Below are 20,002 nucleotides of genomic sequence, written 5' to 3' on the forward strand. Positions count from 1 at the left end.
GGATTGCTTACTTTTCTCATTATTTAGACTTAATGGCGCCTTTTTAGGTGGTGTTAGGTCATAGACAGGTCTGTTGGAGGCTAATTTGGACAAGATTTTCGTCGATGAAGCGGTGAATGAGCTGCATACCATCCAAGATATGCTGCGCTGGACCGTCAGCCGTTTTAATGCAGCGAATATCTATTATGGCCACGGCACAGATAATCCGTGGGACGAAGCGGTGCAACTGGTGTTGCCAACCTTGTACCTGCCAATGGATATTCCAGAAGATATGCGCACCGCACGTTTGACGCTGAGTGAGCGTCATCGCATCGTTGAGCGCGTGATCCGCCGCGTGAACGATCGTATTCCAGTCGCTTATCTGACCAATAAAGCGTGGTTCTGTGGTCATGAGTTCTATGTTGACGAGCGCGTTTTGGTGCCTCGCTCACCGATTGGCGAGCTGATCGATAACCGCTTTAGCGGCATCATCAACCACAATCCAAGCCATATTCTGGATATGTGCACCGGCAGCGGTTGTATCGCTATCGCCTGTGCTTATGCATTCCCAGAAGCCGAAGTCGATGCGGTAGATATTTCAACCGACGTGCTGTCTGTGACCGAGCAAAATATTCAGGAGCACGGTTTGGATCAGAGCGTCACCCCGATCCGTTCCGATCTGTTCCGCGAGCTACCACCGCTTCAGTACGATCTGATCGTGACCAATCCACCGTATGTGGATGAAGAAGATATGTCCGATCTGCCGGAAGAATTCCGCTTCGAGCCTGAGCTTGGACTCGCCGCAGGCAGCGATGGCCTGAAATTGACTCGACGCATTTTAGCGTGCGCGCCAGATTATCTGACCGATGACGGTGTGCTGATTTGCGAAGTGGGCAACAGTATGGTGCACCTGATGGAACAGTATCCTGATATTCCGTTCGTGTGGTTAGAATTCGAAAACGGCGGTGACGGCGTATTTATGCTGACCAAACAACAGCTGATTGACTGTGCACCACACTTTGCACTCTATCGGTCATAGCAGCAGACGTTCCGCAAATTTCGATTTGCGCCTCCCCTTGTAAACAAACAGGGGGAGGATGAATGGGCTCAATGTCTCATTCACGCCATAAAAAACACAACATTCATCTGCAAAGTCAGAAAACAACGCTAAGGAGCCGCGCATGGCAGGCAATAGCATTGGGCAATTTTTCCGTGTCACTACGTTCGGTGAATCACACGGTATCGCGTTAGGCTGTATCGTTGACGGAGTGCCGCCAGGTATTCCGCTGACAGAGGCCGATCTGCAACACGATCTGGATCGCCGTCGTCCGGGGACTTCTCGCTACACTACGCAGCGCCGTGAGCCCGATCAGGTGCGCATTCTTTCCGGTGTATTTGAAGGGATCACCACCGGCACCAGCATTGGTTTAATCATTGAAAATACTGACCAGCGTTCTCAAGACTACGGTGCGATCAAAGATTTATTCCGTCCGGGGCATGCGGATTATACCTACGAACAAAAGTACGGTACCCGTGACTATCGCGGCGGCGGTCGTTCCTCTGCGCGTGAGACTGCGATGCGCGTTGCCGCAGGCGCCATCGCGAAAAAATACCTGAAAGAAAAATATGGTGTGCAAATCCGTGGCTGTTTAGCACAGATCGGTGATATTTCCTGTGAGATTAAAGATTGGGAGCAGGTAGAGCAAAACCCCTTCTTCTGCCCTGATCCTTCAAAACTGGAAGCGCTGGATGAGCTGATGCGCGCGCTGAAAAAAGAGGGCGACTCCATTGGCGCCAAAGTCACCGTGGTGGCTGAAAAAGTTCCAGTCGGTTTAGGTGAGCCAGTATTCGATCGTCTGGATGCGGATTTGGCTCATGCGCTGATGAGCATTAACGCTGTGAAAGGCGTGGAAATCGGTGATGGCTTTGCGGTGGTAAACAAGCGTGGCAGTGAGAATCGTGATGAGATCACGCCAGAAGGCTTCCAGAGCAACCACGCTGGCGGCATTTTGGGGGGGATCAGCAGCGGTCAGGATATTATCGCGCATCTCGCATTGAAGCCCACGTCCAGCATTATGGTGCCGGGTAAAACGATCAATCGCCAAGGTGAAGCGGTTGAAATGGTTACGCGTGGACGTCACGATCCCTGCGTTGGGATCCGCGCGGTGCCAATCGCCGAAGCGATGATGGCGATTGTGCTGATGGATCATTTGCTGCGTCAAAGAGCACAGTGCGGAGATGTGGTTTCAGACGTTCCGCGTTGGTAAAAAATATGCGCCATCTTAAGCGCTTCAAGACATTGCTTTGCGCGGGGTAAGGGCTGTATTTGTATGCAGATGGAAAGAATGGATGCGAATAATCATGGCAGGCTCATTGATATGAAGAAAATGAAATTCTGGCTACTGGGTGCCTGTGCGCTGGCGATGAGTGCTCAGGCTATGGCGCTGACACCGTGGCAGCAGATCACAAAACCGGTGCCGGGCGCGGCGCAGGCCATCGGCGGCTTTGCCAATGGCTGCATTGTGGGAGCCAATCCATTACCGTTGCAAGCTGATGATTATCAGGTGATGCGGCCCGATCAGCATCGCTATTATGGTCATCCTGATTTACTGGCTTTTATTAATCGCCTCAGTAGTGAAGTGAGTCAGCGCCAAATGGGGACTTTGTTGATTGGTGATATGGCGATGCCTGCCGGTGGACGTTTCAGTAGCGGTCATGCGAGTCATCAGTCGGGGTTGGATGTCGATATTTGGTTACAACTGCCAAAGCAGCGTTGGAGTCAGCAGCAGTTGCTGAAGCCGAAGCCGATTGATCTGGTTGCCGTCAACGGACGAAACGTCATTCCTGCGCTGTGGAGCGATGATACGGGCGAATTGATTAAGCTCGCGGCAAAAGATGACGAAGTGACGCGCATTTTCGTCAACCCGGCCATTAAGCAAAAGCTGTGTGACACCGCCGGTACCGATCGTGATTGGCTGCGTAAGGTTCGTCCTTGGTTTGCTCATCGGGCTCATATGCACGTACGTCTGCGCTGTCCGGCAAGCAGCCTTGAGTGTCAGGATCAGACGCCGCCGCCTGCCGGTGACGGTTGTGGTGCCGAACTGGCAAGTTGGTTCCAGCCGCCACCTCCGGGCAGCAAACCGTCAAAACCGTCTGCGCCGCCGCCGTTGTATCCGTCCTGTCAGGCCTTGCTGGACAGGCACTTCGCAGGTTAATCCTTGCCATAAACGCCCCGTCGAGGGGCGTTTTTTATATCCCACTTTCTTGCCGCTATGCGTTTTTTGCATAGCAAAATACATTCTTGCATTTTCCTGCGTTAATAATCACATGTTATGTTCGAAACTGGCCTTATGGCTGGGTTATTTTTGTAATAAGTGCTCATAGAAGCACGAAATATATTTACATAAATAATGAATTTTATCGGAAATATAGTGTTTAACACAGGACAGGGGAATTATGAAACATCAGGAAGCGGAGCTGGCGGCACCCAGCCAGAAACTAAAAGTCACGTGGGTAGGTTATTTTTCTTTTTTTCTCACCATTATATTTTTCTCAGGTATGTTTTCCGGCAGCGATGGCTGGTGGCGTGTCTTTGATTTCACCGTTTTAAATGGTTCATTCGGACATGTTAATGGCGATAGCGCGACTACCGCGGTCACGTTCAGAGGCGTGAACGGTGCTGGTGCAAAAGATGGGTTTCTTTTTGCGCTAGAGCTCGCGCCATCGGTTATTTTGTCTCTAGGGATTATTTCTGTCACCGACGGCTTGGGGGGACTGCGAGCCGCGCAGCAACTCATGACGCCGATTTTACGTCCGATTCTGGGCATTCCCGGTATTTGCTCTCTTGCACTGATCGCCAACCTGCAAAACACCGATGCTGCTGCGGGTATGACGAAAGAGTTAGCTGAAGAAGGGGAAATCACCGAACAAGAGAAAGTTATTTTTGCCGCTTATCAAACTAGCGGTAGTGCGATCATTACTAATTACTTCTCTTCGGGCGTCGCCGTATTTGCTTTTTTAGGTACCTCGGTCATTGTCCCACTCGGTGTGATTTTACTGTTTAAATTCGTTGGCGCGAACATTCTTCGTGTTTATATTAATTTTGCAGAACACCGCACTGTGAATAATAAGGAATAATAAAATGACGACACAAGTGCGTAAAAACGTAATGGATCTTTTTATCGACGGTGCGCGCCGCGGATTCACCATTGCGACAACCAACCTTTTGCCGAATGTCGTGATGGCGTTTGTGATTATTCAAGCGTTGAAAATTACCGGATTACTCGATTTGGTCGGCCAAGTTTGTCAGCCAGTGATGGCGTTCTGGGGATTACCGGGCGAAGCCGCTACTGTGTTGCTGGCATCACTGCTCAGCATGGGCGGTGCGGTTGGTGTTGCTGCCAGCTTAGTCACCGCCGGAACGTTAAGCGGTCATGACGTTACCGTATTGTTGCCCGCGATTTATTTGATGGGAAATCCAGTGCAAAACGTGGGGCGCTGCTTGGGTACCGCTGAGGTAAACGCGAAATATTACCCCCATATTATTGGCGTTTGCGTAATTAACTCGCTGCTGTCTATCTGGGTCATGCAGTTGATTGTGAGATAACGAGGAATTGGTGATGGACTTAACTTCCGCAGGATTTACGCTGCTGCGCGGCGCACAGGTATACGCCCCTCAGGCGCTTGGAATTCAGGATGTATTGCTGGTTGCTGGAAAAGTGGTCGCCATTGAGCCGCAAATTTCCGCCGATGTTTTACCCGACTGTCAGATTATCGATCTGCATGGTTTAACGCTGTGTCCAGGATTTATCGATCAGCACATTCATTTAATTGGTGGCGGTGGTGAGGCGGGGCCTGCAACACGTACGCCAGAAGTGCGCTTATCCAAGCTGGTTGAGGCGGGGATTACCACGGCAATTGGTCTGTTAGGCACGGATTCAGTGACTAGACATCCTGAAGCGCTACTGGCAAAAACACGCGCGCTTAACGACGAAGGCATTACGGCTTATATGCTTACGGGTGCTTATAGCATTCCTTCTCCTACCATTACCGGCAGCATTGAACGTGATGTCGCACTGATCGACAGAATCATCGGCGTGAAGTGTGCCGTTTCCGATCACCGTTCGTCGGCACCTAATGATTCCTCATTAGCCAATATGGCTGCTCAGGCGAGAGTGGGTGGACTATTGGGGAATAAGGCGGGCATCAGCGTGTTCCACATGGGCAGCAGCAAGAAAGGCTTAGACCCGCTGTATGCCATTCTTGAAAACAGTGATGTTCCAATGAATAAGCTGTTACCCACTCATGTTAATCGTAGCGAAACGTTGTTTGATGCGGCTATCGAATTTGCGCTAAAAGGCGGTCATATCGATATTACTAGCGGCATTCCAGGGCCGGTTACGCCTTCTCAGGCGGTTAAACGTGCAGTGGATCGCGGCGTTGTGCTTGATTTGCTTTCCGTGAGTTCGGACGGTAATGGTAGCCAGCCTGTTTTTGATGCGCTAGGGAATCTCACCGGCATTGGTGTCGCAGGTTTCAGCAGCATGTTAGAGACGCTGGTTGCCTTGGTGAAAGAGCAGGATATGACCTTAGCCGATGCGCTGGTGCCATTTACCCGTAGCGTTGCTAAGTTCCTTGGTCTGGAAAACAAGGGCGAGATTGCCGTGGGTAAAGACGCCGATTTTGTGGTGTTAACTCCCGATCTGGCAATCCATCAGGTCTATGCCCGTGGGCGTCTGATGGTACAAGAGGGGAAAGCCTGCGTGAAAGGGACCTTCGAATAACTCACTGTTTGTCTGTTGTCGCGTCGCGTCTCATGATAATGGTATGTTTATGAGAGGAGACTCGGTGCGACAACAGGAATTGAGATGAGCATAGTGCACAATATAGAAACGAAATGGTTGTATGACTTTCTCACGTTGGAGGAGTGCCGTAATTTCTCCCAGTCGGCAATCAAACGCAACGTGTCACAGCCCGCATTCAGTCGGCGCATCCGTTCTCTGGAACAGGCGGCGGGTGTCTCTCTGTTTAACCGTGATGTCTCACCGCTTCAGTTGACTGAGCCGGGAAAGGTGTTCCACTCTCAGGTAAGAAATCTTCTGCAACAGCTGGAAAGTAATCTCACCGAGCTACGCGGCGGAAGTGACTTTATCGAGCATAAAATCAAGATTGCGGCGGCTCATTCGCTTTCTTTGGGATTATTGCCTTCGATTGTTAAAGAGATGCCTAACCACTTTGCTTACTCTGTGGAGGCTATTGACGTCGATAGCGCGGTAAATACGCTGCGAGAAGGGAAAAGCGATTTTATTCTCTCGTATCATGACGAATATTTGCTACAGGCACCTTTCGCTCATATTCACCTGTTTGAAGCTCAGCTTTTCCCCGTTTGCGCGAGTGACTTACAAGGAAAGCCGCTTTACACCTTGGACCAACAGGATTTTCCACTACTGAATTATAGCCAAGCCTCTTACATGGGAAGGTTGGTGAACCGTATGTTAGCCAAGAATACCCATCTCAGCTTCCGTACCGTTTTTGTTTCATCCATGAGTGAATTGCTAAAACAGCTGGCGTTAGATGGCTCGGGCGTTGCTTGGCTGCCAGACTGTTCTGTGGTGCAAGAGTTAGAGCAGGGTAAGCTGGTGCGTTTGGATAATGAAGCATTGACTATACCCATTTATGCCTATGCGTATCGGATGGACACGCGCATGAGTATCACCGCCGAAAGTTTTTGGCGGGATCTGAAAAACTTATTCCATGCTCGCTAGTTCAGGCTGAGCGTTCAGTGTCGTCTCGCCATTTTTTGCCTCATACCAGCGAATCGCGGCACGCACCAACGCGGCAGTGGAATCAATAAATCCACAGTTAAAGCGGGCTTCTTCGGCACCGATAATCAGCGGGATTTCGGTGCATCCCATAATGATAATATCCGCCCCACGCGTTATTAAGGCCTCTACCTGCGGAAACAGTAGCGCCTGCGATAAAGCGATATCGCCAGCTTTATAGGCATAAATAGCCTGCATCACCGCGCTCTGCCCGTCACCTTCGGGAACACATAATCCTCGCCCCTGTTGATCTAACCTGCGTTGATAAAGTCCAGTGGCCAACGTGGCATCCGTCGCGAGTAGGCCAACGGTTTGGCTAGCGCGGGGCAGTTCTGCCAGCGTGGCATCCAAGATGTTGATCATTTCTGCGTGCGCGCTGTGCTGCAAACGTTCAAACCAATAATGCGCGGTGTTGCAGGGGATCACGATGCATTCAGCACCGGCGGTTTCCAGCATGTGCAGATAACGCTCAAGGTAGTCGTAAGGAGAAGGGCCGCCGGAAAGCAAACATGCGCTACGATCGGGAATGTCCGGTATCGAGCAGGCAATAATGGGAATATGTTGTTGGTCTTGCCCCGCATGCCTAAAACGTACAAATTTATTCAGCATATCTGCCGTGGCTGCAGGCCCCATTCCGCCCAGAATACCAATAGTGTGTTGCATTTCGCTTATCCTTTTCTGATAAACCAGAGTCTGGAATTAACACTATCAGTCTGAAGTTAAAAGAATAAATGCCGTTTATTTAGTTGCAATGCGTAAAATGCATAGCATGATATGCGTATACATGAATATTTCTTTTTGATGACACAAAGCGTAGTGTGTACAGCCAATAAAAATAAGATTCTGGCAGTTAATTAAATATATTTAGGCGGAAGGTAGACGAAATGATGGACTTTATTAATGGGCTGCCAGTAAGTCCTGAAATGTTAGGGATACTTTTTTTTGTCGCCATGCTGGCTGGCTTTATTGATTCCATTGCGGGCGGTGGTGGATTGTTAACGGTGCCTGCTCTGTTGGCTGTTGGTGTTCCTCCCGCACAGGCACTCGCCACCAATAAACTGCAGTCGGTCGGGGGCTCTTTCTCTGCGAGTCTCTATTTTATCCGACGTAAAGCCGTCGACCTTAACGATCAAAAACTGGTGATTGCGCTGACATTTATTGGCTCAATGATTGGCTCAATTTTAGTGCAGAACATGCGAGCTGACATTTTGCGCCAACTGCTGCCGATACTGGTTGCAGGGATCGGCATTTACTTTCTACTGACGCCGCGCCTTGGCGAATCGGATCGCCAGCGTCGTCTCTCCTATATTCCCTTTGCCATTGTGGCAGGCTGCTGTGTTGGGTTTTATGATGGTTTCTTCGGCCCAGGAGCCGGATCATTTTACGCTCTCGCTTATGTCACGCTGTGTGGATTTAATTTGGCGAAATCCACCGCCCACGCAAAGGTCTTAAATTTTACCTCTAATCTTGCCGCGCTGTTGTTCTTTATGCTTGGCGGTAAAGTGATTTGGTCGCTTGGCCTCGTTATGCTGGTGGGGCAGGTTATTGGTGCCAGAACCGGAGCCAAAATGGTGTTAAGCAAAGGACAAAAGCTGATCCGTCCGATGATTGTACTGGTTTCGCTCGCCATGACCTGCAAGCTCATGTATGACAACCATGGTACAGAAATCACTCAATGGATAAGCCACTGGTTTTAATTATCCATACAATAATTGTGTATTAACGTTATTGGTGGTGCAAGCCGCCTTGGAGCGTGAGATAATTTTGTCAGGTTAACGGCATCGTTTAAGCGGTGCCGTTTTTTAATGATTTTTTTATCGACGGCAATCATGTCTCAAACCCAAATAGAACATCATTTTCAGCAGCTAATCGATCTGTTTAATCAGACATTCAGCGACGACTATCAAACTCAACTCGTAGCCGGTGATGACGAGCCGATTTATCTGCCCGCAGACGAAACCTCGCCTTTCCATCGTATCGTGTTTGCTCATGGCTTTTACGCCAGCGCATTGCATGAAATATCTCATTGGTGCATTGCGGGAGCCGCGCGCCGCCAGCAGGTGGATTATGGCTATTGGTATTGCCCAGACGGACGCGATGCGAAAACCCAGTGTGAATTTGAAGTTGTAGAGATTAAGCCTCAGGCGTTTGACTGGTTATTTTGTGAAGCGGCGGGCTATCCATTTAACGTCAGTTGTGACAACCTTGAAGGCGATTTCGACCCCGATCGCATCGCGTTTCAGCGAAAAGTGCGTGAGCAGGTATTGTGGTATTTAGAAAACGGTATCCCTGAGCGTCCAGCGCGCTTTATTCAGGCGTTACAATCGTTTTACAATACGCCAACGCTAACCGCTGATAGGTTCCCCTATCCGGAAGATTTGTAATAAATAATCCAGAGGACCCCCGATGATCGCAGATTTTGAAACCCGCATTCTGGCGCTGATTGATGACATGGTTGAGCACGCCAGCGATGACGAACTATTTGCCGGAGGCTATCTGCGTGGGCATTTAACGCTGGCGGTTGCTGAATTGGAAGCCGATGGCGAGCATACGCCAGCGGCGTTGAAAGACGCAGTCCAACATAGTCTAGATAAGGCTATCAAAGCCGGTGAACTTTCGCCTCCGGATCAGATTTTGGTTAATAACATGTGGGAATCGCTGTTTGCGAAGGTTTTAGCGAGCTAAGCGATGAAATACGATGGCGCGACGCGTTTGCGCCATCGTATTTGAGCATACCGTACAATCATGGAGTGATTATGTATGGTTCAGGATGACATAAAACCTAAAGCGCTTTCTAAAAGAGCGATCATGAAAAATGATCTTCTCATCCGCGATAAACTGAAGAAGATAGACAATATTGGCGTCGCTATTTTCTTTGCTATTCCACTGGTTTTGTTTCTATTGGGTGGGAATTCACTCGCTCACTGGGTCGTTTTGCTATGGCCACTCTATTCGATAGGATTCATTATCTATTTTCGTAAAATTTTGAAAACCATTTCTAATGAATCACTACGGATGACGCGAAGGTATACTTTTTACGCATTGGCGAGATTTATATCGATTGGCTTTCCATTTGCAGGGCTTTACATCCTTTGTCAGATCGCGAGATAGCAACGTGGGGTTGAGCGCCGTTAAATCGCTAATCAAACGGCGCTGCGCGTTATTTAGGCCACTACACCGCTTTTCCCTTCAGTAATTTTCTCACCCACATCCGATTCGGATTTAATGCGTCTAATACATCTTGTTCGACCGGCAGCGCTTCGCCATAAATTTGCCCTGCCAGAATTTCTGCACACAGCGGAGCGCTGCATAAACCGCGAGAACCTAGGCCACCAATCATAAACAGGTCAGGATAAACCGGTGCTGAAGCTACGGATTCTGGCGCGGATTTTTGCGTCATTAAATCCTGATATTGCTCAAGTGTAGCCGCATAATGGGGGACAGCGCCCACCATCGGCATATGGTCGCGGATGGCGCACCGAACGCCGACGCGGGCTTCATTCCCTGAAATATCAACTTCATGTGGCCATTCCACCTGTGGCAGACATTTCAGCAGACGATCACGGTTTTCTTGCTGGTCGGCGTGGGAGAAACGCAGATCGGTGTTGTTACGCTGATAGCTGGCACCAATACAGTGATGGTCATTGGCTGGATTGACAGGGGTTAGATAACCGTCGTAGCACAGTACCTGCTTGAGCTGCCCTAATGTCGCTGCGGTTGGAATATGACTGACCTGACCGCGCACTGCCGAAAGCGGCAGCGCTTCGGTTTGAGTGAAATGATTCAACCGATGCCCATTAGCCAGCACCACACAGCTATGCTGCTGGATGTCGCCATGACGGAATGCGAGCTGCCAGCCATCGCTGTTTTGGGTCAGCCCCGTAAGCTCGGTGTTAAAATGTACCACCAGACCTTGTTGTTGGGCTAATTCGATAGCGGCCTGAGTTAGCTGAGAAGGGCAGAGCCAGCCGCCAGCGCCGTAGGTGAGCCCATCATGAGGAATATCTACGCCGGTTAGCTCTGTGAGCGCAGCCGCATCGCCTTTTTCAGCAAGCCAATTTGGCCAATCTGTAGCGAGGATTTGTGCAATTTTATGACGACTTTTCTCGTCCCAGCCTAGTTGAGTGACGCCGCACCACTGGTGATCAAAAGCCAACCCGAGATTCGCGAAGTCATCATATTGCCGACGAGCGAAGGCAAAAGCAGTGATGAAAAAACGCTCAAGGGGATTATTACGCCCGTTGAGCAGCGGGTAAAGTGCGCCCTGACGATTGCCAGATGCCCCCAGCGCGGGTTTAGCATCAGCACAATACAAAGTGACTTTACTGCCGCGTTTGAGCAGGGCTAACGCCGTGAGTGCAGAGGCAATACCGCCACCAATCAACGCAATATCTTGCGGGTTGCTGGCCTGAGGGCGAGCGAACCACGGGGCTAATGACGATGCTGTCAGCTTTTCAGCACGCGTGCCCGTCAACATTTCCCGCTTTTGCCCGAAGCCTTTAACGCGCTGCACTTCAAAGCCTGCTTCTTGCAAACCACGACGAACAAAACCTGCGGCGGTGAAAGTGGCAAAGGTACCGTCTTTTTTTGCCAGCTTAACCATGGTGTTAAAAAGCGTCGGTGTCCACATATCTGGATTCTTTGATGGAGCGAAGCCATCTAAAAACCAGGCATCAATCTGACCATAGAGACTGTATGGCAGGGCAGGAATGAGTTCATTAACATCGCCAAACCATAGATCGAGCGTAATGTGTCCATCGGCTAAAAATAGGCGGTGACATCCGGGCAAAGCTGCCGGCCAAATAGCGCACAGCTGTTCACTGAAATCCTTTAACTCAGGCCAACGGGCGTGTGCGGCGGCCAGATCGTCGGACAGTAAAGGATATTTTTCGAAGCTAACATAATGCAGATGATTGAATGGGCTTTCAGGATGCTGTTTTCTAAATGCATCAAAGGCTTGCCATAGCGTTAAAAAATTAAGACCGGTGCCAAACCCCGTTTCGGCCACGGCGAAAGTACGCTGTTGTGCTTGCAGCCAGCGTTCTGCCAGATGATTACCCTGCAAAAATACGTAACGGGTTTCGGAGAGCCCGTCCTGATTGGAGAAATAGACGTCATCAAACTGTTGCGAAACAGGTGTACCTTGTTCATTCCAACTTAATTTTGCGCTTTGGATCGGGGAGTGGCTCACGATTTTTTACTCTAAATACAGATATAAAGGGATTTTAACGGGCTCTGACAGGGACAGCAAATATGCGTCCATCTGGTTCAACCACATCTGATCGGACTTGCTCGGCGTACAAGTGTACGCTAAAGTGCGTCTCAAAATCCCGAATGAACAATATCTGTGTAAGAGGTTAAGACATGAAACGTGCAGTAATTACTGGCTTGGGCGTTGTTTCCAGCATCGGTAACAACCAGCAGGAGGTTCTGGCGTCTCTGAAAGAAGGGCGTTCGGGTATCACCTTCGCGCCTGAACTCAAAGAGGCCGGTATGCGTAGCCACGTATGGGGCAACATCAAGCTGGATACCACCGGCATGATTGACCGTAAAGTGATGCGCTTTATGAGTGATGCATCAATTTACGCTTACCTCTCCATGCAGGAAGCGATTAAAGATTCTGGTCTGGCTGATGATATGGTCTCTAACGACCGTACTGGCCTGATCGTTGGCTCCGGCGGTGGTTCTCCACGTAATCAGGTTGCGGGCGCTGACGGTATGCGTTCACGCGGTCTGCGTGGCGTTGGCCCATACATGGTCACTAAAGCAATGGGTTCTGGCGTGTCAGCGTGTTTGGCGACACCGTTCAAAATCCGTGGCGTAAACTATTCCATCAGCTCTGCCTGTGCAACTTCTGCTCACTGTATCGGTAACGCAGTAGAGATGATTCAGCTAGGCAAGCAGGACGTTGTTTTTGCAGGCGGCGGCGAAGAGCTGTGCTGGGAACTGGCGTGTGAATTTGACGCTATGGGCGCACTTTCTACTCAGTACAATGAAACCCCTGACAAAGCTTCACGTACTTATGACACCAAGCGTGACGGTTTCGTTATCTCCGGCGGCGGCGGTATCGTTGTTGTTGAAGAACTGGAACACGCTCTGGCTCGTGGTGCACACATCTACGCTGAAATCGTTGGCTACGGCGCAACATCGGACGGCTACGACATGGTTGCTCCTTCAGGCGAAGGTGCTGCGCGTTGTATGCGTATGGCGATGAAAGATCTGGATGCTCCTGTTGATTACCTGAACGTTCACGGCACGTCTACGCCGGTAGGCGACGTGAAAGAACTGGGCGCAATTCGTGAAGTTTTCGGCGACAACACGCCAGCAATTTCTTCTACTAAAGCGATGACTGGCCATGCGCTGGGCGCCGCTGGTGTTCACGAAGCTATCTATACCTTACTGATGCTGGAACACGGCTTCGTAGCGCCAAGCATTAACATCGAAGAGCTGGATGAACAGGCTCAGGGGATGAACATCGTTACTGAGCCAACTCAGCGCGATCTGACTACCGTGATGTCTAACAGCTTTGGCTTCGGTGGTACTAACGCCACTCTGGTAATGAAAAAATTCCAGAAATAATCAGTTTACTGATGGCATAAAAAAACCCGCGTAAGCGGGTTTTTTGCTTTTTTATCAGCTTAAATTATTCTTTTTCAATCATTTGAGCCACGTCATTGGTGTTGATCTGGCGATTGACGCCATCCTGATCGACGTAGCTGGTCATGCCGGTATCTTTATCAATTTTGGGTTTACCCTGCGTGACAATCATCTCTCCCGACTTGGTCGACATCACATAGTCGCTTGAACAGCCGGCAACCATTAATACCGCTGCGCCAATACACAGCATAGAAATCATTTTTTTCATTTTATAGCGTCCTTTGAGTGGGTCTGTTACAAGCATAGATCATAACAAGCCGCAGCAATACGCTTCGCCTGCTAAAATGAAAAAATCCTTACAAATCATGTCAAATGTATCGCTAAAAGGGATGTTAGCAGTTGGTTTTCCATTGAGATATCCACCTGAGGCGGCGGAGTAGAGGATTATCATCTACGCTTAAGCGCTAAAACGTGGAGAGTAAAATGCTAAATAAAAATAGTCGATTACGTATTGCCCGCCCAACAAACCGTCTTAGCCAGATTGCCCAGATGTACCAAGACGGGCTTGGCTTTGAGATTCTGGGCAGTTTTGACGATCATCAAGGGTTTGATGGGGTGATTTTAGGCCACCAAAATCATACGTATCATCTTGAATTTACTCATCATCGTGGAACTTCTGTACCGGATGCCCCGTCGCAGGATAATTTACTGGTGTTTTATATCCCCGATGAGCGGGAGTGGCGTACGGCATGTGCACAGATGGAACGTGCCGGTTTTGTTGCCGAAGATTCGTATAATCCTTATTGGGATCTGAATGGTAAAACTTTCGCCGATCCGGATGGTTACCGCGTTGTGCTACAGAATTCGGGCTGGGATCGTTAGGTGCTGTAGAGTGCAATAATGTTACAGTTTCGCCTGAGCCAAGGTGCATATGCGTTTACATGCGCTTCCCCTGAGGCGCATCATTGGCATTCGCTAATATAGCCATACGATATGATTTCTCCCGTTATATTGACGAGTTATCATGCACTGATGAAATAAGATCTAAACTTGATGTGAGTACATTGGTGCTTGCGCTTCGCACGTTTATTAATTTTTGGTATGTTTTTATTTTTTTTGATTTTTATTTTATATATCAATGGCGATGAGGTGCTCAAAAATAAAAATAATAACCACAAGATGAGCGGCTATGGCCGCGGCATCGCGTAGTGTCAGCTGTTTAAAAAAATATTTTTAATAGAATGCTGGTTAAAATGACCATATCAAGTTCCCTGTAAATAAAACGAAATACATCAATGTAAATTATGGTTAATGCTTATATTTTTCTTATTGGAATAATAAACGGTGCTTTATTTTGCGTATTTTAAACAGGAAATATAACCTTATACAATAAGGGGCCAATTCTTGTTTTTAGAGTAGTGCCATAGGGCATTTGTCTTACTCTATGATTGATATGCCTTTTGTTAGAGGAATGGTGCTTACTTTAGAGAGGTGAGCGTCGCAGCTTCGTGTGAATTGAATAGCGGAATCAGGCGTTGTGATGGGTGAAGTATATATATCTAGAGAAAAGCGCTGCCTATAGATATGAAGGCCACAGATTATTCCGTGGCCTTCATGCTGTCTAAATTTTTACTTATGCTTTTGGTGCTGCAGCGGTTGCTGGTGCTGCTTTTTTGTGGTGCTGAGTTTTTTTAGCCGCCTGAGCTTTCTGTGCTACTGGCGCTGCTTTTTTATGGTGCTGAGTTTTTTTAGCCGCCTGAGCTTTCTGAGCTACTGGCGCTGCTTTTTTGTGGTGTTGAGCTTTTTTAGCCGCCTGGGCTTTCTGAGCTACTGGCGCTTTTTTAGCGTGTTTTTTGGCAGCCTGAGCTTTTTGCTCAGTAGTTGCTGCTTTCTTGTGGTGCTTAGCTTTTTTGTGATGCGTTGTGCTGGTCGCTTTGGCAGCCGGTGCGGCAGCAGTTGTTGAAGATGCGGCCGGAGCAGCAGGTGCGGCGGTTGTTTCAGCAGCGAAAGCAACAGAAGACAGACCCATAGTAGCAGCAACAACCAGAGCTAAAACTTTTTTCATTTTCCATTCCTCAAGAATTTGTTTTTCATAAGCCCCTTGGTGGAGCCGGTGAATGAATAATAGGAGGATGGATGTTAACTTTCCGTAAGTGTTTGGTGTCGGTACGTAACGGCATGTACAAAGCGTACAAAGTTGGGTAAATCTTTAGGGATGACCGCTGGTTTCATGTTCAATCCAGTGGGCAATGAAGCTCACTACATACTGTTTTTCTTCTTCGTTTAATGTTTTTCCTCGTGGGATCTTATGCCATTTCTCTAAGCATCCGCGGCAGCAGGTTGCCGTCGCATGCTGAGCAACAAACACAGGATGCCCACGCATTGGCGTTTGTTTGCCGTCATTGTCTGGAAATGCAGGCGCGAGACGCGCGTCTATAAAGTCATAAGCATGGGACAAAATTACCGCAGTGCCTTTTTGCTGCAGATAAGCGCTGTCTTTAGCGTTGAGATGAAACTTCATGCGGAACGGAGAGCGTTGCAGGCGAGTCCAGATATTTTCAGCAGATTGATACACAACAAAATCCTACATATTGCGGGGAACGAACAGAAGTACGATCCTCTTGCTCAGCAAAAAAAGCAACCCTAGAGCGCCAGCGGAACACGTGTCTATCGACTTCATAAACGTAAAGTTATTGCTAATGGCTTGTTTATCCTTACTTGCAAGGTAAGATAAGCCAATCTAATATTTTCGGTTTTTTAATTTTAGGGGTGTATGGTTCAGCGGCAGCGTGTGGCTAAATGGTTTTTAATTCTAGCTTGTCTGGTTGTACTCTCGTGTACAACGCAGCGCATGGCTGGCATGCACATGCTTAGCAAATACCTCCCGACCGATGATATTACTGCGACTCAAACTGCCGTAGAGCCAACGGTCACGGCCAGCCAAGAAACCCCCATTTCACCCTGTGAGTTAAGTGCCAAATCATTGCTGGCGGCGAATAGCATGGCGGTTGAACATGTGTTTTTCGCTTTGCTGCTGTTTGTGGCCTTGCTGCTGGAGCCAGCTCGGCGTTTATACTCCCTTATTCCCCCGCCGCGTGCGGTTTCTTTACCCCGATTACGGGTGCATCTCCGGCTTTGTGTCTTCCGAGAATAAATTACTGCGTTATTGATTGTTAACGTAGCAACATTATTTTTGGAGAAAATCTATGTACCTATTTTTGAGGGCGCTGGCGTTTAGCCTGTGCCTGTGGCTACCCGCATCTTGGGCGGCTGATAGCGGTTGGCTGCAAGACCCAAACAACAGCCATGCACGCGTGCTAATGAGCGCTAGCCAGCCAGAGGAGGGTGCCGTTCGTTTGCTGCTCGATGTGCGGCTAAGTGACGGCTGGAAAACCTATTGGCGTTCGCCGGGGGAGGGCGGTATTGCCCCTGAAATCAAATGGCAAACACCTGTTGTCCATGTGAATTGGCGCTGGCCAACCCCGCAACGTTTTGACGTTTCGGGTATTTCAACTCAGGGATATCATGGAGATACCGTCTTTCCGATCACGTTAAACGTGCCGAGCACGTCCACGCGATTACAGGGCGTGCTTACCCTTTCAACCTGTAGCAACGTTTGCGTGCTCACCGATTTTCCCTTCGATTTAGATCTCACCCAGCCTGCACCGCAGGGATTTGATCATGCTTTTACTCGAGCAGAAGGAACCCTGCCGCTCACCTCTGGCATGGTGCATCAGGCTCAGGCCGGATATATCAAAGGTGAATTGCGTGTGAGTGCCGAACGTGAGGAGGGATGGCAAAAGCCTGATGTCTTCTTTGATGTGCCTGAGGGCGCTGATTTTGCGAAACCGAATATCAAAATAGAAGGAAAGCGACTCTTAGCGACGGTGCATGTAACCGATGGCTGGGAAGGCAGTGCGCCTGATCTGGATGGTAAACCGCTCAGCATGGTATTTAGCGATTCAGGTATTGCTCAGCAGATGACGATGGACGTGAGTAACGTATTGCCAGCGTCGAGATCTTCATCGCTAGGACTGTCAACGGCTATCCTGCTTGCCCTATTAGGCGGCTTAATCCTTAACCTGATGCCCTGCGTGCTCCCTGTTTTAGCCATGAAGCTCGGCTCAGTGCTTCAGTTAGAAAACCGAGAACGCAGCGTTGTTCGTCGCCAATTTTTGGCTTCAGCCAGCGGCATTTTGGTGTCGTTCTGGGCGTTGGCTGGATTAATGACAGGGCTAAGGCTGAGTCAGCAGGCGGTTGGTTGGGGAATTCAGTTCCAAAGCCCGTGGTTTATCGGCCTAATGGTTGTGGTCACCGCTCTCTTTAGTGCAAACCTATTTGGCTTTTTCTCAATTCGACTGGGAAGTCATACTACCACTCGATTGGCCACCGCGGGAGGGCATGGCAACGGTGGTCATTTCTGGCAAGGCGTGTTTGCCACATTACTGGCCACGCCGTGCTCTGCACCGTTTTTAGGAACCGCATTAGCATTCGCACTGGCGGCACCGCTTACCGATCTCTGGCTTGTGTTTACGGCGTTGGGCATTGGGATGAGCCTGCCATGGCTGCTGATAGCCGCTTTCCCGTTTGTTGCCAAAGCACTGCCTAAGCCGGGACAGTGGATGAATCGGCTGCGAATTGTGCTAGGGCTGATGATGCTGGCATCTAGCCTGTGGTTGATTAGCTTACTCGCTGCGCATACCGGTGTGGCGGTCGTGCTGATAATCAGCGGGTTACTGCTGTTGGTGTTGCTGATCCTGACGGGGATCCAGTATGGCCGTCGTCTATTGCTAATTTGGGGGGCTGTTTTGCTGCTACTGGCTGGCGTCGTGTTGGCCACGGGCGCATTAACCGCAGAGCGCTGGCGCACACCCATGACCGATAGCGTGCAATGGCAGCCATTGAGCGAGCAAGCGATTACTCAGGCGTTACGTGAGAATAAGCGGGTGTTTGTGGACGTCACGGCTGACTGGTGTGTGACCTGCAAAGCGAACAAATATAACGTATTGCTACGTGATGATGTGCAACAGGCCTTAAGCGAACCTGATGTTATCGCTCTGCGCGGTGACTGGACCACTCCCTCTCCCGCTATGACTCAATTTTTGCAACAGCGCGGCGCAGTCGCCGTACCGTTTAACCAAATTTATGGCCCCGGTCTGCCGAACGGTGAGGTGTTATCCCCGCTGCTAGACCGTCAAACCCTACTTAATACGCTCAATAATGCTAAGGAATAACGCCATGAAAAAGACGATGACAACGCTGATGAATACCGCCTTACTGGCAATGACCATGCTTAGCTTCAGCGGTACGGCGGCACCTTTGACGACTGAACAACAAAATCAGGTACGTGAATTAATTCGCGACACTTTGGTAAACAATCCACAAATTCTGGAAGAGGCGGTAGCAGCATGGCAGCAACAAAGCGCTGAACAGGCTGGCGCGCAGTTGGGTAAGGTGATTGAGCAAAATAAAGATGCGTTATTTAATGATGCAGCTAGCCCGCGTATCGGTGCTAAGAAGGCCAAGCTAACGCTGGTTTCGTTCACTGACTATAACTGCCCATACTGCAAACAATTTGATCCTCAGCTTGAGAAGATTGTTAAAAAATATCCTGATGTCGCCGTCGTGATCAAGCTGCTGCCATTTAAGGGGGAAACCTCGCAAAGCTCTGCTCAGTATGCATTAACGCTGTGGCAGCAAAATCCTGTTCGATTTGAAGCGTTGCATCAACGTTTGATGTCGAAAAAGGGGTATCACACCGAAGACAGTATTGCTAGCGCACTCAAGTCTACGGGCAATGCCACGCTTAAAGTGGATGATAAAACCTTGGATGAGGTGCGTAGCAGCCTGCGTTTAGCTGACATCTTGGGTGTTCAGGGGACGCCAGCCACGCTGGTGGGTAATCAAATGATCCCAGGGGCAATTAGCTATGAGGATCTTGAGCAATTGGTTAAGGCTGAGTTAGCACGGAAATCATCATGACAAAATGGAAAAAATGGGCCAGAGAACTGGCCATTTTTATCGTTGTTCTCGCCGCGTTTTCTTGGGGCATGGATCAGTGGCGAAAGCCAACGCCTCCGGATATTACGCATTTACCGGATGTCACTCTCACCAGTGGCCAAACGGTATCTTTAGCTCAATTGAGCGCTGACAAACCGTTGCTGATTTACTTTTGGGCCACATGGTGCGGTGTCTGCAAACTGACTTCACCAATGGTTGAAGGGCTACATGCCGACGGTATGAACGTGCTAAGCGTCGCTATTCGCTCAGGTGATAACGAACGCCTGATGCGCGGGATGGCCGCCAAAGGCCTAACCTTCCCAGTGGCTAATGATGAACAGGGGCGGTTAAGTGCGGAATGGAACATTAGCGCGACGCCAACGTTCGTTATTCTTGACCAAGGGAAAATGGTGAGTAGCACCAGCGGATGGAGCAGTGCATGGGGGGTTAAGTTTAGAATGTGGTGGGCAGAATAATGAAATATATATACAAGCATTATTTTATATTTGAGAAATACATATAATTTAATTTAAGTATTAATTGTATTTATTTTATCTTTGAATGAATCAAATCGTTTATAGAAAGCCATCGCAAGATGGCTTTGT

General features: G+C 49.2%; 22 protein-coding genes. 17 read left to right on the top strand and 5 right to left on the bottom strand.

Features of this window, described 5'->3' with window-relative positions; translation table 11 throughout:
- The first annotated feature begins 85 nt into the window (after nt 1-85).
- From prmB to hypT, 7 genes are all read left to right on the top strand, one after another.
- Nucleotides 86-1,018 carry a 50S ribosomal protein L3 N(5)-glutamine methyltransferase gene (gene prmB, locus HMPREF3091_RS20590; protein ID WP_035503370.1) on the top strand — a complete coding sequence of 311 codons (933 nt, stop codon included), beginning with the start codon at nt 86-88 and terminating at the stop codon, nt 1,016-1,018.
- A gap of 142 nt (nt 1,019-1,160) precedes the next feature.
- Nucleotides 1,161-2,246, top strand: coding sequence for a chorismate synthase (gene aroC, locus HMPREF3091_RS20595; protein ID WP_008814072.1), 1,086 nt, complete (start codon nt 1,161-1,163; stop codon nt 2,244-2,246).
- 120 nt (nt 2,247-2,366) lie between these two features.
- A complete protein-coding gene (mepA, locus tag HMPREF3091_RS20600; RefSeq protein ID WP_070718784.1) occupies nt 2,367-3,194 on the top strand; it encodes a penicillin-insensitive murein endopeptidase in 828 nt (275 codons plus the stop codon).
- 241 nt (nt 3,195-3,435) lie between these two features.
- Nucleotides 3,436-4,116 carry a nucleoside recognition domain-containing protein gene (locus HMPREF3091_RS20605; RefSeq protein ID WP_004092767.1) on the top strand — a complete coding sequence of 227 codons (681 nt, stop codon included), beginning with the start codon at nt 3,436-3,438 and terminating at the stop codon, nt 4,114-4,116.
- 4 nt (nt 4,117-4,120) lie between these two features.
- Entirely contained in the window at nt 4,121-4,585 is a 465-nt protein-coding gene (locus HMPREF3091_RS20610; RefSeq protein WP_008814069.1) for a YjiG family protein, read from the top strand.
- Nucleotides 4,586-4,595: 10 nt separating this feature from the next.
- A complete protein-coding gene (iadA, locus tag HMPREF3091_RS20615; RefSeq protein WP_210403580.1) occupies nt 4,596-5,762 on the top strand; it encodes a beta-aspartyl-peptidase in 1,167 nt (388 codons plus the stop codon).
- A gap of 84 nt (nt 5,763-5,846) precedes the next feature.
- Nucleotides 5,847-6,743 (top strand): hypochlorite stress DNA-binding transcriptional regulator HypT, encoded by an 897-nt coding sequence (gene hypT, locus HMPREF3091_RS20620; protein WP_004092764.1) that lies wholly within the window; start codon nt 5,847-5,849, stop codon nt 6,741-6,743.
- On the opposite strand, the gene HMPREF3091_RS20625 is transcribed toward hypT, so the two are convergent.
- Nucleotides 6,726-7,463 (bottom strand): cysteate racemase, encoded by a 738-nt coding sequence (locus HMPREF3091_RS20625; protein WP_070718666.1) that lies wholly within the window; start codon nt 7,461-7,463, stop codon nt 6,726-6,728. The two genes, hypT and HMPREF3091_RS20625, sit on opposite strands and share 18 nt — an antisense overlap.
- A 221-nt stretch (nt 7,464-7,684) precedes the next feature.
- On the opposite strand from HMPREF3091_RS20625, the gene HMPREF3091_RS20630 reads away from it, so the two are divergent.
- The 4 genes from HMPREF3091_RS20630 (at nt 7,685) to HMPREF3091_RS20645 (ending at nt 9,911) form a co-directional block, all read left to right on the top strand.
- Nucleotides 7,685-8,497 carry a sulfite exporter TauE/SafE family protein gene (locus HMPREF3091_RS20630; protein ID WP_139146239.1) on the top strand — a complete coding sequence of 271 codons (813 nt, stop codon included), beginning with the start codon at nt 7,685-7,687 and terminating at the stop codon, nt 8,495-8,497.
- A 132-nt stretch (nt 8,498-8,629) separates the two neighbouring features.
- Nucleotides 8,630-9,184, top strand: coding sequence for an elongation factor P hydroxylase (locus HMPREF3091_RS20635; RefSeq protein WP_020303657.1), 555 nt, complete (start codon nt 8,630-8,632; stop codon nt 9,182-9,184).
- Nucleotides 9,185-9,206: 22 nt separating this feature from the next.
- Nucleotides 9,207-9,485: a YfcL family protein gene (locus HMPREF3091_RS20640; RefSeq protein WP_004092755.1), complete on the top strand. Its 279-nt coding sequence runs from the start codon at nt 9,207-9,209 to the stop codon at nt 9,483-9,485.
- Nucleotides 9,486-9,560: 75 nt separating this feature from the next.
- Entirely contained in the window at nt 9,561-9,911 is a 351-nt protein-coding gene (locus tag HMPREF3091_RS20645) for a hypothetical protein (protein WP_070718668.1), read from the top strand.
- A 61-nt stretch (nt 9,912-9,972) separates the two neighbouring features.
- Here the strand turns inward: HMPREF3091_RS20645 and mnmC are convergent, their stop codons facing one another.
- Nucleotides 9,973-11,991, bottom strand: coding sequence for a bifunctional tRNA (5-methylaminomethyl-2-thiouridine)(34)-methyltransferase MnmC2/FAD-dependent 5-carboxymethylaminomethyl-2-thiouridine(34) oxidoreductase MnmC1 (mnmC, locus tag HMPREF3091_RS20650; RefSeq protein ID WP_070718670.1), 2,019 nt, complete (start codon nt 11,989-11,991; stop codon nt 9,973-9,975).
- 173 nt (nt 11,992-12,164) lie between these two features.
- Between mnmC and fabB the strand changes: the two genes are divergently transcribed.
- Nucleotides 12,165-13,379: a beta-ketoacyl-ACP synthase I gene (gene fabB, locus HMPREF3091_RS20655; RefSeq protein ID WP_008814062.1), complete on the top strand. Its 1,215-nt coding sequence runs from the start codon at nt 12,165-12,167 to the stop codon at nt 13,377-13,379.
- Nucleotides 13,380-13,443: 64 nt separating this feature from the next.
- Here the strand turns inward: fabB and HMPREF3091_RS20660 are convergent, their stop codons facing one another.
- On the bottom strand, nt 13,444-13,665 hold the full coding sequence (locus HMPREF3091_RS20660; protein ID WP_008814061.1) for a YgdI/YgdR family lipoprotein: 222 nt from the start codon (nt 13,663-13,665) through the stop codon (nt 13,444-13,446).
- A 215-nt stretch (nt 13,666-13,880) separates the two neighbouring features.
- On the opposite strand from HMPREF3091_RS20660, the gene HMPREF3091_RS20665 reads away from it, so the two are divergent.
- Nucleotides 13,881-14,279, top strand: a complete 399-nt coding sequence (locus tag HMPREF3091_RS20665; protein WP_070718673.1) for a VOC family protein — start codon at nt 13,881-13,883, stop codon at nt 14,277-14,279.
- A 751-nt stretch (nt 14,280-15,030) separates the two neighbouring features.
- Here the strand turns inward: HMPREF3091_RS20665 and asr are convergent.
- Nucleotides 15,031-15,462 (bottom strand): acid resistance repetitive basic protein Asr, encoded by a 432-nt coding sequence (gene asr, locus HMPREF3091_RS20670; RefSeq protein WP_061059789.1) that lies wholly within the window; start codon nt 15,460-15,462, stop codon nt 15,031-15,033.
- A gap of 144 nt (nt 15,463-15,606) precedes the next feature.
- Entirely contained in the window at nt 15,607-15,972 is a 366-nt protein-coding gene (locus HMPREF3091_RS20675) for a DUF4186 domain-containing protein (RefSeq protein WP_004092737.1), read from the bottom strand.
- Nucleotides 15,973-16,170: 198 nt separating this feature from the next.
- Here HMPREF3091_RS20675 and HMPREF3091_RS20680 point away from each other — a divergent pair, with 198 nt between their 5' ends.
- From HMPREF3091_RS20680 to HMPREF3091_RS20695, 4 genes are read left to right on the top strand one after another with little or no spacing between them, the layout of a single operon-like run.
- Complete coding sequence (locus HMPREF3091_RS20680; RefSeq protein WP_070718676.1) at nt 16,171-16,551, top strand: copper resistance protein; 381 nt, start codon at nt 16,171-16,173, stop codon at nt 16,549-16,551.
- A 52-nt stretch (nt 16,552-16,603) separates the two neighbouring features.
- Entirely contained in the window at nt 16,604-18,631 is a 2,028-nt protein-coding gene (locus HMPREF3091_RS20685) for a protein-disulfide reductase DsbD family protein (protein WP_070718679.1), read from the top strand.
- Nucleotides 18,632-18,635: 4 nt separating this feature from the next.
- Complete coding sequence (locus HMPREF3091_RS20690) at nt 18,636-19,379, top strand: DsbA family protein (protein ID WP_070718682.1); 744 nt, start codon at nt 18,636-18,638, stop codon at nt 19,377-19,379.
- Entirely contained in the window at nt 19,376-19,873 is a 498-nt protein-coding gene (locus tag HMPREF3091_RS20695) for a protein disulfide oxidoreductase (protein ID WP_070718684.1), read from the top strand. Before HMPREF3091_RS20690 ends, HMPREF3091_RS20695 begins: the two co-directional genes overlap by 4 nt.
- The last annotated feature ends 129 nt before the right edge of the window (nt 19,874-20,002 follow it).

It is taken from the genome of Hafnia sp. HMSC23F03 (assembly GCF_001816025.1).
Taxonomy (GTDB): Bacteria; Pseudomonadota; Gammaproteobacteria; order Enterobacterales; family Enterobacteriaceae; genus Hafnia; species Hafnia paralvei.